This is a genomic window from Pseudomonas sp. 22490 (assembly GCF_052044465.1).
In the GTDB taxonomy this organism is placed as follows: Bacteria; Pseudomonadota; Gammaproteobacteria; order Pseudomonadales; family Pseudomonadaceae; genus Pseudomonas; species Pseudomonas aeruginosa.
The window spans coordinates 21,909-34,543 of record NZ_JBQENS010000025.1 but is presented as its reverse complement, the minus strand read 5'-3'; the positions used below and the strand labels follow the sequence as shown (position 1 = coordinate 34,543).

General features: G+C 66.1%; 13 protein-coding genes. 7 read left to right on the top strand and 6 right to left on the bottom strand.

Going from position 1 to position 12,635, the window contains the following annotated elements:
* Positions 1 to 136 precede the first annotated feature (136 nt).
* Together amgR and amgS are read left to right on the top strand one after the other, a co-directional pair.
* Entirely contained in the window at positions 137 to 880 is a 744-nt protein-coding gene (gene amgR / locus ACTJJX_RS24335) for a two-component system response regulator AmgR (protein WP_440782023.1), read from the top strand.
* Positions 881 to 974: 94 nt separating this feature from the next.
* Complete coding sequence (gene amgS / locus ACTJJX_RS24330) at positions 975 to 2,294, top strand: two-component system sensor histidine kinase AmgS (protein WP_003096258.1); 1,320 nt, start codon at positions 975 to 977, stop codon at positions 2,292 to 2,294.
* Positions 2,295 to 2,370: 76 nt separating this feature from the next.
* Here the strand turns inward: amgS and ACTJJX_RS24325 are convergent, their stop codons facing one another.
* The 3 genes from ACTJJX_RS24325 to rimB form a co-directional block, all read right to left on the bottom strand.
* A complete protein-coding gene (locus ACTJJX_RS24325; protein WP_003100070.1) occupies positions 2,371 to 3,294 on the bottom strand; it encodes an LD-carboxypeptidase in 924 nt (307 codons plus the stop codon).
* Positions 3,295 to 3,484: 190 nt separating this feature from the next.
* On the bottom strand, positions 3,485 to 4,390 hold the full coding sequence (rimK, locus tag ACTJJX_RS24320) for a 30S ribosomal protein S6--L-glutamate ligase (RefSeq protein ID WP_003096254.1): 906 nt from the start codon (positions 4,388 to 4,390) through the stop codon (positions 3,485 to 3,487).
* A gap of 131 nt (positions 4,391 to 4,521) precedes the next feature.
* Positions 4,522 to 5,022, bottom strand: a complete 501-nt coding sequence (gene rimB, locus ACTJJX_RS24315; protein ID WP_003096250.1) for a retropepsin-like aspartic endopeptidase RimB — start codon at positions 5,020 to 5,022, stop codon at positions 4,522 to 4,524.
* Between the two features lie 143 nt (positions 5,023 to 5,165).
* On the opposite strand from rimB, the gene ACTJJX_RS24310 reads away from it, so the two are divergent.
* Positions 5,166 to 5,561 carry an RNA-binding S4 domain-containing protein gene (locus ACTJJX_RS24310; RefSeq protein ID WP_003120401.1) on the top strand — a complete coding sequence of 132 codons (396 nt, stop codon included), beginning with the start codon at positions 5,166 to 5,168 and terminating at the stop codon, positions 5,559 to 5,561.
* Between the two features lie 37 nt (positions 5,562 to 5,598).
* On the opposite strand, the gene ACTJJX_RS24305 is transcribed toward ACTJJX_RS24310, so the two are convergent.
* Positions 5,599 to 6,402 (bottom strand): phosphatase PAP2 family protein, encoded by an 804-nt coding sequence (locus ACTJJX_RS24305; protein ID WP_003096247.1) that lies wholly within the window; start codon positions 6,400 to 6,402, stop codon positions 5,599 to 5,601.
* Between the two features lie 112 nt (positions 6,403 to 6,514).
* On the opposite strand from ACTJJX_RS24305, the gene hslO reads away from it, so the two are divergent.
* Together hslO and ACTJJX_RS24295 are read left to right on the top strand one after the other, a co-directional pair.
* Complete coding sequence (gene hslO / locus ACTJJX_RS24300) at positions 6,515 to 7,408, top strand: Hsp33 family molecular chaperone HslO (RefSeq protein WP_016852238.1); 894 nt, start codon at positions 6,515 to 6,517, stop codon at positions 7,406 to 7,408.
* Positions 7,409 to 7,523: 115 nt separating this feature from the next.
* Complete coding sequence (locus ACTJJX_RS24295; RefSeq protein WP_003109982.1) at positions 7,524 to 9,065, top strand: phosphoenolpyruvate carboxykinase; 1,542 nt, start codon at positions 7,524 to 7,526, stop codon at positions 9,063 to 9,065.
* A gap of 57 nt (positions 9,066 to 9,122) precedes the next feature.
* On the opposite strand, the gene ACTJJX_RS24290 is transcribed toward ACTJJX_RS24295, so the two are convergent.
* Positions 9,123 to 9,479 (bottom strand): hypothetical protein, encoded by a 357-nt coding sequence (locus tag ACTJJX_RS24290; protein WP_003118029.1) that lies wholly within the window; start codon positions 9,477 to 9,479, stop codon positions 9,123 to 9,125.
* 252 nt (positions 9,480 to 9,731) lie between these two features.
* On the opposite strand from ACTJJX_RS24290, the gene ACTJJX_RS24285 reads away from it, so the two are divergent.
* Positions 9,732 to 10,334 (top strand): nitroreductase family protein, encoded by a 603-nt coding sequence (locus ACTJJX_RS24285; protein ID WP_003100063.1) that lies wholly within the window; start codon positions 9,732 to 9,734, stop codon positions 10,332 to 10,334.
* Between the two features lie 14 nt (positions 10,335 to 10,348).
* Here the strand turns inward: ACTJJX_RS24285 and ACTJJX_RS24280 are convergent, their stop codons facing one another.
* Positions 10,349 to 11,257, bottom strand: coding sequence for a LysR family transcriptional regulator (locus tag ACTJJX_RS24280; protein ID WP_003096239.1), 909 nt, complete (start codon positions 11,255 to 11,257; stop codon positions 10,349 to 10,351).
* Between the two features lie 142 nt (positions 11,258 to 11,399).
* On the opposite strand from ACTJJX_RS24280, the gene ACTJJX_RS24275 reads away from it, so the two are divergent.
* Positions 11,400 to 12,635: a 3-hydroxyacyl-CoA dehydrogenase gene (locus tag ACTJJX_RS24275; RefSeq protein WP_003100061.1), complete on the top strand. Its 1,236-nt coding sequence runs from the start codon at positions 11,400 to 11,402 to the stop codon at positions 12,633 to 12,635.

Sequence of the window (12,635 nt, the reverse complement as noted above, 5' to 3'; positions counted from 1 at the left end):
GCAAAAGCGCCGCATTATACCTGCCAAGTTTCGCGTTGGAGGGCGGCTGGTCGGGGAAAAATCTGCTAACAATGGACAGTCCGGCCCAGCCGCTACCTGGGCGATAATGCCCGCCTGACTCATTCTGGGAGTTTCTATGTCGAACCCTGCCGCCCTGGCCGAAGGTGAAAAGATCCTCGTCGTCGACGACGACGCCCGCCTGCGCCGCCTGCTCGAACGTTTCCTCGACGAGCAGGGCTACCGCGTCCGCGCGGTGGAGAACACCGAGCAGATGGATCGCCTTCTATCCCGCGAACTGTTCCAGTTGGTTGTGCTCGACCTGATGCTTCCCGGCGAGGACGGCCTCACTGCCTGCCGCCGCCTGCGCGAACAGAACAATCAGGTGCCGATCATCATGCTCACCGCCAAGGGCGACGAGGGCAGCCGCATCCAGGGCCTGGAACTGGGCGCCGACGACTACCTGGCCAAGCCGTTCAACCCGCGCGAACTGCTGGCGCGGATCAAGGCCGTGCTGCGCCGCCAGGCGCCGCTGGTGCCCGGCGCGCCTGCCGGTGCCGACGAGGTGGTGACCTTCGGCGACTACCAGCTGTTCCTCGCCACCCGCGAACTGAAGAAGGGCGACGAGGTACACATGCTGACCACCGGCGAGTTCGCCGTGCTCAAGGCCCTGGTGCAGCACGCCCGCGAACCGCTGACCCGGGACAAGCTGATGAACCTCGCCCGTGGCCGCGAGTGGGATGCCCTGGAGCGTTCCATCGACGTGCAGATCTCGCGCCTGCGCCGGCTGATCGAGCCGGATCCGTCCAAGCCGCGCTATATCCAGACGGTCTGGGGCGTCGGCTACGTGTTCGTGCCGGACGACAAAGCGCACAAGGCCTGATTCTCCGCGCGGCCGGTGCAGCGATGCACCGGCCGCGTCGTCTTACCCGCAACAGGCGTCGGCCCCGTCCGCCGGCGCGCAACCGGTCCGATCGATGAAAACGCCGCTCTGGTTCCCGCAAAGCTTCTTCGCCCGCACCCTCTGGCTGGTGCTGATCGTCGTGCTGTTCTCCAAGGCGCTGACCCTGGTCTACCTGCTGATGAACGAGGACGTGATCGTCGACCGCCAGTACAGCCACGGCGCGGCGCTGACCATCCGCGCGTTCTGGGCTGCCGACGAGGAGTCGCGCGCGGCCATCGCCAAGGCTTCCGGCCTGCGCTGGGTGCCGAGCAGCGCCGACCAGCCCGGCGAGCAGCACTGGCCGTACACGGAAATCTTCCAGCGGCAGATGCAGATGGAGCTGGGGCCGGACACCGAGACCCGCCTGCGTATCCACCAGCCGTCGCAGCTCTGGGTGCGCGCACCGAGCCTCGGCGAAGGCTGGCTGGCGGTGCCGCTGTATCCGCATCCCTTGCGTGGCCAACGGATCTGGAGCGTGCTCGGCTGGTTCCTCGGCATCGGCCTGCTCTCCACCGCCGCCGCCTGGATCTTCGTCCGCCAGCTCAGCCAGCCGCTCAAGCGCCTGGTGGTCGCCGCCCGCCAGTTCGGCCAGGGGCGCAGCGTGCGCCTACCGCTGGGACCGGAGACGCCGAGTGAAATGGCCGAGGTGTATCGCGCCTTCAACCAGATGGCCGAGGACATCGAGCAGGGCGGGCGCGAACGCGAATTGATGTTGGCCGGTGTCTCCCACGACCTGCGCACCCCGCTGACGCGCCTGCGCCTGTCGCTGGAGTTGCTGCCGGAGAGCGAACGGGAGATGGTCGAGGACATGATCCGCGACATCGAGGACATGGACGCGATCCTCGACCAGTTCCTCGCCTTCATCCGCGACGGCCGCGACGAGCCGGTGGAGGAGGGCGACCTGACCGACCTGGTGCGCGAGGTCGTGGCGCCGTTCAACCAGACTCGCGAGCAGGTGCGCATGGCCTTGCAACCGGTACCGGCGATGCCGTTGCGGCGTGTGTCGATGAAGCGTCTGCTGGGCAACCTGATCGACAATGCCCTGAACCACGGCGGCGGTTCGGTGGAGGTGGCCAGCTACGTGGCCGGCGAAAGCGCGGCGCCCTACGTGGTGCTGAGCGTGCTCGATCGCGGCCAGGGCATCGATCCCGCGGAAGTGGACAGCATCTTCAATCCCTTCATCCGTGGCGACAAGGCGCGTGGCGGCAAGGGCACCGGCCTCGGCCTGGCGATCGTCAAGCGCATCGCCGCCCAGCACGGCGGCAGCGTCGAACTGCGCAACCGCGATGGCGGCGGCCTGGAAGCGCGGGTCTGCCTGCCGCTGGGGTTGCTGCTGCCGCGCGGCGCGGCCTGATACCCGACGGGTTTGTGCCGTTCCAGCGGCACTTCCCGCCCCCTCTCGCGCTTACGGAGAAGGGCGCGCCCCGTCCCTACCAGCGCAACCGGTTTCCCTCGAGCACCGCGGTCTTCCCGTAAGGCCAGGCTCGGTTCTGCGCACCATGCCCGCTGGGCAGGTGGTGGTAGAGCGGCACCTCGATGGCGGCGGCGTATTCGCCGAAGATCCGCTCCAGGCTGTGGGCGACTTCCTTGCGCGGGCAATCGGTGAACGAGCCCAGGCAGATCGCGCCGAGCTGGCGCGCGTCGATGCTTTCGAGCAATTGCCAGAGGCTGCGCTCCAGGCGGTAGTAGGGTTCGCCGACGTCCTCCAGGACCAGGATCGACCCCGCCGGGGCGTGCAGGCCGCCGAGTGTGCCGGCCATGCAGGCCAGGGCGGTGAGGTTGCCGCCGATCAGCGCGCCTTCGACGCGTTGCTTGTGTCCGCCGAGGTGCTGCACCGGGAGTTCATGGTCGATTCCGGCCAGCAAGCGGCTGACCGAGGCCAGAGAGGCTAGCCGCTCCTGCTGCTCGCGGGGGGCGCTCAGCGGCGACAGACCGAGTCCGGTGGCCACCGGGCCGTGGATCGCAGGCAGGCCGTGGCGGTGGAAAGCGCTGAGCAACACCGAGATGTCGGAGAAACCGATCAGTGGCCGCGGAGAGGCCGCCTGCAGGCGCCCCCAGTCCAGGCCCGGCAGCAACTGGCCGCAGCCGTAGCCGCCGCGCAGGCACCAGACCGCGGTGATGTCCGGCATGTCGAAGGCGTTGTGCAGGTCTTCCAGGCGCTGCTCGACCGTCCCGGCGAGGTAGCGGTAGCGGGCTTCGACGTGGCGGCCGAGATGGTAGTCCACGCCGTGCACTTCCAGTTGCCGCAGGGTCGCCTCCAGCACGTCGGTGGCGATGGCCGAGGCTGGCGCGATCAGCGCCACCCGGCCGTCGATGGGCTGCCAAGTCTGGTCGGAGGAGGGACGAGAGGTCATGCGGCGATTCCGTGAAGCGTCAGGAAAGGATTCGAGTGCCGGAATAGCCCAGGGGTCGGCGGGGTTTCCGGCATCGGTTGCGGCGATGCTTCATTCAAGCGTGGCATGGACCTTCTGTCGAGGCCGGGATCGCCAGCGTAATGCGGTGCGTCCGATGGGCCGGGACAACGCATGCGTTGTCTGGTCCGGCTCACCCCTTTCCCTTCGTCCTGGCCAGGTGGGGGCCGCCGTTCTTTTCCAGGTACTGGATGATGATCCCGGCGATGTCCTTGCCGGTGGTGGATTCGATACCTTCCAGGCCCGGCGAGGAGTTCACCTCCATTACCAGCGGACCATGGTTGGAGCGCAGGATGTCCACCCCGGCGACGTTCAGGCCCATCACGCGGGCGGCGCGGATGGCGGTCATGCGTTCTTCCGGGGTGATCTTGATCAGGCTGGCGCTGCCGCCTCGGTGCAGGTTGGAGCGGAACTCGCCGGGCGCTGCCTGGCGCTTCATCGAGGCGATCACCTTGTCGCCGACCACGAAGCAGCGGATGTCGGCGCCGCCGGCTTCCTTTATGTACTCCTGGACCATGATGTTGTGCTTGAGCCCCATGAAAGCCTCGAGCACCGATTCGGCGGCCTTCTCGGTTTCGCAGAGGACCACGCCGATGCCCTGGGTGCCCTCCAGCAGCTTGATCACCAGCGGTGCGCCTCCGACCATCTCGATCAGGTCCGGGACATCATCCGGGGAATGAGCGAAGCCGGTCACCGGCAGGCCGATGCCCTTGCGCGAGAGCAGTTGCAGCGAGCGCAGCTTGTCCCGCGAGCGAGCGATGGCGACCGACTCGTTGAGCGGGAACACGCCCATCATCTCGAACTGGCGCAATACCGCGCAGCCGTAGAAGGTCACCGAGGCGCCGATGCGCGGGATCACCGCGTCGAAGCCCTCCAGCGGTTGTCCCCGGTAGTGGATCTGCGGCTTGTGGCTGGCGATGTTCATGTAGGCGCGCAGCGTATCGATGACCACCATTTCATGGCCGCGCTCCCGCCCGGCCTCCACCAGGCGACGGGTCGAGTAGAGCCGGGGATTGCGCGACAGCACGGCGATTTTCATTCAGCACCTGTGGATGGGTTGGACCGGCTGGCGGGCAGCGGCGGCGAGGCTGTGGGTTGTCGTCGCGGCAGGCATCGGACCGGCCGTTTCGGGAATGGATGGAGGTTGGACAGGTGCTGCCGGCGAATGGCTCAAACCGGGCTCCCGTCGAGCAGGTCGATGCTCGTCGCCGCGGGCAGGGCGGCCGGCGACTCGGGACGATCCTGGACGTAGGCCAGGGCCGGGTTGACCACCAGTTGCCCGGCGATCAGCGCCTTGGAGCCGAGCAGCACGCGATAGCGCATGGACTTGCGGCAGGCCAGGGTGAACTCTACCGGCCACATGCGATCGCCCAGCGCCAGGGTGGTGCGGATCACGTAGCGGGTCTGGGCCTGGCCGTTGGAGCTGCGAATGCTCTTGCGCGCGACCATCGGCGCTTCGCAACGGTGCCGGCGCTGCACCAGCGTGCCGAGGTGGGCGGTGAAGCGCACCCACTTCTCGCCGTCGCGCTCGAAGGGAACGATGTCCGATGCATGCAGGCTGGAGGTGCTGGCGCCGGTGTCGATCTTCGCGCGCAGCCCGACCATGCCCAGTTCGGGAAAGGCGATCCACTCGCGCAGACCGATGACGGAAAGCTGGTCGAATGTCTTCACGGGTAGGCATTCCAGGCGTTTTGCCGGCATTCTAGCAGGGCTATGGGCGGCCGCCAGGCGGCTGCCCGAGGATGCCGAAGACGAACCTAGCGGCTGTCGATGACAGTCGCGAGACAGCGGCGGAACGAATACGGGAAATGCCAGTGAGCGAGAAAGACGACGACAAGGTGCGCCTGGACAAGTGGCTCTGGGCGGCGCGCTTCTTCAAGACCCGGGCGCTGGCCAAGGCCGCGATAGAGGGCGGCAAGGTGCATTGCCGGGGCGAGCGGTGCAAGCCGAGCAAGGAACCCAGGGTAGGGGAGGAGTTGACCATTCGTACGGGCTTCGACGAGCGAACCGTGACCATTCGCGCTCTTTCCGTAGTTCGGCGTGGCGCGCCGGAGGCCCAGGCTCTCTACGAGGAAACCGCGGACAGCGTGGCAAGCCGCGAGCGCGCGGCGGCCATGCGCAAGGCCGGGGCGCTGGGCGTACAGACAGAGGGGCGGCCGAGCAAGAAGCAGCGGCGGCAGATCCACCAGTTGCGCGGCGGCCAGGACTGAGAAGCGCCGGTCTCCCGCAGGGGAGACCGGGATGGCCTCAGGCCGAGTCGCGGACCACGCCGAGGCGGCCGATCAGCGGCAATTTCGCCAGCAGGCGGAACAGCGGTTCGGTCACCTGCACCAGCCAGCCGCTGGCCTTCGCCGCCAGCGGTGTGTAGCAGCCCCAGGCGAGGGCCAGCAGGGCCATCTGCAGGCCGCCGATGTAGTCGTCCTGGCCCCAGTGCGCGCCGGCTACCAGGCGCGGCATCATGAACAGCACGGCCAGGGTCCAGATCAGCAGGAACTGCCCGGCGCGGCGAGCGAACAGCGACATGAACAGCGCCCAGACCAGCAGCACCGAGGCGTGGTCGCCGGGGAAGCTGCGCTTGGAGCGGTCCTTGATTTCCCACACGCGTTCCCAGTCCGGGAAGTGGTCGCTGAGGTGGATGGCCTTGTCCATCAGCATCGACAGGCTGGCGTGCTGCCAGTGCAGGTGGTGGGCGATCTTCGCGTAGAGCACGCGGATCACCACCAGGATCAGCAGGGTCACGATGAAGCCGAAGGTCAGCCGCCGTACCTGGTTCGCCGGCAGCAGCCAGTCGCCGCGAATCAGCAGGCAGAGCAGGATCACCCCGACCACCGCGTCGAACGGTCGGGTACTGAGCAGGCCCCAGAGTTTCAGCCAGGTTTCGTTGAGGGCGAGGGAGCCGTTGAGCTTGTCGAAGAGCCAGAAGTCGAAGCCGTTCATCAGCTCGCGGGTGGGGCCCCAGAGCCACAGGATCAGCAGCAGGAGCGCCAGAAGATGACAGGTGGCGAACTTGCGCCATTGCCAGGCCGCTTGGAACGGAGAGGCATTATCCATAAAATCGTTTCCCCCTATCGGCGCCGGGTCGGCGTACGACTGTCACGAAGCGCGCTTTTATAGGCCTTTGTCACTCACTTGTCATTCCCTCATTCGTAGCGTTGTGTCCCGCATGTCCCATTCAGATCAGAGCCAGCGTTTCCTTTTCGACGATACCGACGTGCGCGGCGAGATGGTCGATCTCGAGCGCAGCTACAGCGAAGTGCTGGCCAAACATCCCTATCCGGAACCGGTCGCGCAGCTGCTCGGGGAGATGCTCGCGGCGGCCTCGCTGCTCTGCGGCACGCTCAAGTTCGACGGCCTGCTGGTATTGCAGGCGCGCTCCAGCGGCGCGGTTCCGCTGTTGATGGTGGAGTGTTCCAGCGACCGCCAGGTGCGTGGCCTGGCCCGCTATTCGGCGGAGTCCATCGGCGCCGACGCCGGCATGCAGGAACTGATGCCCGAAGGCGTGCTGACCCTCACCGTGGACCCGGTCAAGGGCCAGCGCTACCAGGGGATCGTCGCCCTGGAGGGGGTGAACCTGGCGGAATGCCTGTCCAACTACTTCGCCAGCTCGGAACAGCTGCCGACCCGTTTCTGGCTCAACGCCAACGGCCGCCGCGCCCGCGGCCTGCTGCTGCAGCAGCTTCCCGCCGACCGCCTGAAGGACCCCGAGGCCCGCGAGGCCAGTTGGCAGCACCTGACCACCCTGGCCGACACGCTGACCGCCGAAGAGCTGCTGGCGCTGGACAACGAGACCGTCCTGCACCGCCTCTACCACGAGGAAACCGTGCGCCTGTTCGAGCCGCAACCGCTGGTCTTCCATTGCAGTTGCTCGCGGGAACGTTCGGCCAACGCCCTGGTCAGTCTCGGGCAGGCCGACTGCGAGCGGCTGCTCGAGGAGGAAGAAGGCTTGATCAGCATCGACTGCCAGTTCTGCAACCAGCGCTACCTGTTCGACGCCTCCGACGTCGCCCAGTTGTTCGCTGGCGCTGGCAGCCAGGGGCCTTCCGAGACCCGCCACTGACGATTTTTCATCCAGCGGGCTTTTCTGGCATAATCCCGCCACTTTTTTCCTGTAGTGAGTTTTTTGAAGCGCTACGAAGTTTGGAGGACTCGGCCTCTGGCCGACGGGGAACCACATGACGCAAGCCAACAACGCCGTGTACACCGATATCAGCGCCGCCCAACTGGTAGAAGAAGCCATTCGCCGCGGTGAGGGCGAACTGGCCGCCAACGGCTCGCTGGTCGTACGTACCGGCCATCGCACCGGCCGTTCGCCGGTCGACCGTTTCATCGTCGAAGAGCCGAGCACCAAGGACGCGATCGCCTGGGGCAACATCAACCGTCCGTTCCCGGCCGACAAGTTCGATGCGCTGTGGGCCCGCGTGGAAGCGTTCAACAACGCCCAGGACCATTTCGTTTCCCATGTTCATGTAGGTTCCGCCGAGGCTTACTACCTGCCGGTGAAGATGACCACCGCTACCGCCTGGCAGAATCTGTTCGGCCGTTGCCTGTTCATCGAGCCGGAGCAGTACAACCCGGCCGGCAAGGACGAGTGGCAGGTCCTCAATGTCGCCAACTTCGAATGCGTGCCCGAGCGCGACGGCACCAACTCCGACGGTTGCGTGATCCTCAATTTCGCCCAGAAGAAAGTGCTGATCGCAGGCATGCGCTATGCCGGCGAGATGAAGAAAGCCATGTTCTCCGTGCAGAACTTCCTGCTGCCCGAGCGCGACGTGCTGCCGATGCACTGCGCTGCCAACATCGGCGAAGCGGGCGATGTGACCCTGTTCTTCGGCCTGTCCGGCACCGGCAAGACCACCCTGTCCGCCGATGAAAGCCGTTACCTGATCGGTGACGACGAGCACGGCTGGGGCGAGGGCGTGGTGTTCAACGTCGAAGGCGGTTGCTATGCCAAGTGCATCGACCTGTCCGAGAAGAACGAGCCGGTCATCTGGAAAGCCATCAAGTTCGGCGCCGTGCTGGAGAACGTGGTTCTCGACGAAGAGCGCGTGCCCAACTACGCCGATGACAGCCTGACCCAGAACAGCCGCGCCGCCTACCCGCTGGAGCACGTCGAGAAGCGTTCGGAGAAGAACCTCGGCGGCGAGCCCAACGCGGTGATCTTCCTGACCTGCGACCTGACCGGCGTACTGCCGCCGGTATCGATCCTGAACAATGAGCAGGCGGCCTACCACTTCCTGTCCGGCTACACCGCGCTGGTCGGCTCCACCGAGATGGGTTCCGGCGGCGGTATCAAGTCGACCTTCTCCACCTGCTTCGGTGCTCCTTTCTTCCCGCGTCCGGCCGGCGTTTATGCCGAGCTGCTGATCAAGCGCATCAAGGCCTTCGGCTCCAAGGTCTACCTGGTCAACACTGGCTGGACCGGCGGTGGCTACGGCGTCGGCAAGCGCTTCAACATCCCGACCACCCGTGGCGTGATCGCGGCGATCCAGAGCGGCGCGCTGATCGGCGCGGAAACCGAGCACCTGGACATCATCAACCTGGACGTGCCGAAGGCCGTTCCGGGCGTCGAGACCAATCTGCTCAACCCGCGCAACACCTGGGCTGACAAGGCTGCCTACGACGAGGCGGCGAAGGGCCTGGCCAAGCAGTTCATCGAAAACTTCAAGAAATTCGAGGTTTCCGATGCGATCAAGGCCGCCGGCCCGCAGCTGTAAGCCACGTTTCGGCACCATGAAAAAACCGCCTTCGGGCGGTTTTTTCATGGGCGAACGTCAGGGGTAGGTGACGGTGATCAGGTAGTTGCCGGAGCGGCGATCGCTTCCGGCCAGCTCATAGTGCGCCGAGAAATCCCGTTCACCGATGACCGTATCGCTGGGTTGCAAGTGGCGCACCTCGCCGGTCTTCATCGAACGGATGCTGACATCCGCGGTGCGCGCCTGCATGGGACAGCCACTGAGGTGGAAACTGCCCTTGCTTTCGTCTTGGCGGGGAGCGCTCATCGAGCATGGTGGCTCGACAATGGCGCCGGTGAAGCGGATGACGCCGCTGATGCTGCCGGGGGCGGCGAACAGGTTGCTGGAAGTTCCTACAAGAAGACCGAACAAAGCCAGTTGGCCCATCCTGTTCATGAGCTTACTCCTACGTGAGTTCATCCTTATTTTTCTGCGTTCGTGCGTCCCGGGAGGGGCCCTCTCCCAGGCGCTGGCATTGGAGTGGAATATAGGACAATTCCTTAGGAAAATTCCTTCCTAGGAATAGTCCTAGTCTTAATTCTGTAAGTAGCTGCTGTGGGGCTGCGTCGGATTTATTGAAGTCTGGTTTATCTTCTCGCCAATGCCCTAGAGTGGGCGCTCCTTTGTTCCCTCGCAGTGGATTTCCCCATGCATATCGAAGACGCCGTTCGTAGTCGCCGTGCCATCAAGGGCTACGACTCATCCTTCAGCCTGACTCGCGAAGAGAAGGACCATCTCCTGGACCTGGCGCTGCATGCGCCTTCCGCCTTCAACCTGCAACACGTGCGGCTGGTCGAGGTCAGCGATCCGCAATTGCGCGTGCAGTTGCGTGAAGTGGCCTGGGACCAGGCGCAGGTCACCGACGCGGCGATGCTGGTGGTGGTGTGCGCCCAGCTCGACAGTTGGGAGCGCAACGCGCAGCGGGTCTGGGACGGTGCTCCCGAGGCGGTACAGGCGTTCATGGCAGGCGCCATCGACACCTACTACCGCGGCAAGCCCCAGGTACAGCGCGACGAAGCCATGCGCAGCTGCGGCCTGCTGGCGCAGACCCTGATGCTGGTCGCCCGCGGCCAGGGCCTGGATTCGTGTCCGATGGATGGTTTCGACTTCGATGCCGTGGCCCGGCTGATCAACCTGCCGGACAACCATGTGATCGGCCTGATGGTCGCGGTCGGGAAAAAGGCCGTTGAACCCTGGCCGCGCAGCGGCAAGCTGCCGCGGGAAGAACTGGTCATTCGCGACCGCTTCTGACTGCCCGGATTCCCCTAGTCCGGTCCGGCGGCCCCGACCTGGCGGATCTGTTCGACCAGCCATTGCAGGGCGATGTCGCGTTCGCGCTGGGCCAGAAACACCAGTTCCAGGTGGAACGGGCCGAGGTCGAACGGCAGGTCGAACGATTGCAGGGGCAGCAATCGTTCGAAGTAGTGCGCCAGTTGTCGCGGCAGGACGCCGACCAGGTCGCTGTACGCGGCGATGTGCGCTGCCTGCAGGTAGTTCGGCGTGGTGTAGGCCACTTGCCGCTTGAGCCCCTGGCTGCCCAGCCACTGGTCGACCATCCCCTTGGTCTGCCCGCCGTGCACCCACAGGTGCTGCAGCTCCAGGAAGGTGGCCAGGTCGGGAGCCTGCGCCAGCAGCGGGTGCTGACGCCGGGCGACCAGTTGCAGGGTCTCGCTGGCCCAATGGCGGCGCTGGAAGCGCGCCGGGACGTTTTCGAAGCGGCCTAGCACCAGGTCCAGTTCGCCTTTGTCCAGCGCCTCGGCCGGCAAGGTCGGGGTCAGGTGCTGGATGGCGATGGAGATTCCCGGCGCCCGCTCACTCAGGCGGCGCATCAGGGCGGGCATGCAGATCAGTTCGACGTAGTCGGTCACCGCTACGGTGAAGCGCTGCCGGCTGCGCCCCGGATCGAAGCCCTCGCCGTCGCCCAGGCTCTGTTCGATCTGCCGCAGCGCCGCGCGGATCGGCGCTTCCAGCGCCAGCGCCCGGGGCGTCGGCTGCATCGCACGACCGGCGCGGACCAGCAGCGGGTCGTCGAGCAGCTCGCGCAGGCGGTTCAGCGCATTGCTTACTGCCGGCTGGCTCAGCGCCAGGCGCTCCGCCGCGCGCGAGACGTTGCGTTCGCGCAGCAGCGCGTCAAGGACGCGTAGCAGGTTGAGGTCGAAGGTTTGGATATTCACTGCCTGAATTCCAGCTATCACAAGACTAAATTTCAAAAATAGTACGACCTTCCCCTAAGGTAGTGGTCGCTTTTTGTGCGGTCGGACTGCCCCAGGTTTTGTCCACCGTTCCTCCTGCGCTCGCTACAACGAGGACAAGACCATGAGCCAGAACTTTTCCTTCCGCCAGGCCGCGGTGATCGGCGCCGGCACCATGGGTCGCGGTATCGTCATGTGCCTGGCCAACGCCGGTCTCGACGTGCAGTGGCTGGACAGCAACCCGCAGATGCTCAACCAGGCGCTCGGCGCCGTGGCCGACACCTACGCGCACCACGTGCGCCAGGGGCGCATCGGCGAAGAGGAAGCGGCCGCGCGCCGCGCCCGCATCACGCCGGTCCAGCACCTCGCCGCGATGCGCGAGGCGGACCTGGTGATCGAGGCGGTCTACGAGAACCTGGAACTCAAGCAATCGATCTTCCGCGAGCTGGACGCGGCGCTGAAGCCCTCCGCGGTGCTGGCCAGCAATACCTCCTACCTGGACATCGACGCCATCGCCGCGGTCACCGCGCGTCCGGGTCAGGTGCTCGGCCTGCACTTCTTCAGCCCGGCGCACATCATGCGGCTGCTGGAGATCGTGCGCGGCGCGCAGACCGCGCCGGCGGTGCTGGAGGCGGCCCTGGCGCTGGGCGAGCGGATGGGCAAGGTCAGCGTGGTGGCCGGCAACTGCCACGGCTTCATCGGCAACCGCATGCTCGAACCCTACGCCACCGAGGCCCGCCTGATGCTGCTGGAAGGCGCCCTGCCGTACCAGGTGGACCGGGCTCTCCAGGCGTTCGGTTTCGCCATGGGGCCGTTCCGCATGTACGACGTGGTCGGTATCGACCTTGAGTGGCGCGCCCGCGAGTTGGCCGGGGTCGGCCAGGACCAGCCGGCCGTGCAGGTGGACAACCGCCTTTGCGAGATGGGCCGCTTCGGCCAGAAGAGCGGTGCCGGCTACTACCGCTACGCGCCGGGCAGCCGCCAGGCGGAGCACGATACCGAGGTGGATGCCCTGGTGCTCCGGGTTGCCGAGACGCTGGGCTACCCGCGGCGCGATTTCGCCGACGAGGAAATCCTCGAGCGTTGCCTGCTGGCGCTGGTCAACGAGGGCGCGAAGATCCTCGACGAGGGTATCGCCGCCCGTAGTGCCGACATCGACACTGTCTACCTGAACGGCTACGGCTTCCCCGCCGCGGAGGGCGGTCCCATGGCCTGGGCCGATCGCCTCGGCGCGGCCGAGCTGCTGCAACGCCTGCGTTTCCTCGAACAGCGCCACGGCGCGCGCTGGAAGCCGGCGTCCCTGGTCGAGCGCCTGGCCGCCGAGGGCGGAGCCTTCGCCGACCTGCAGGAGGCGCGCTGA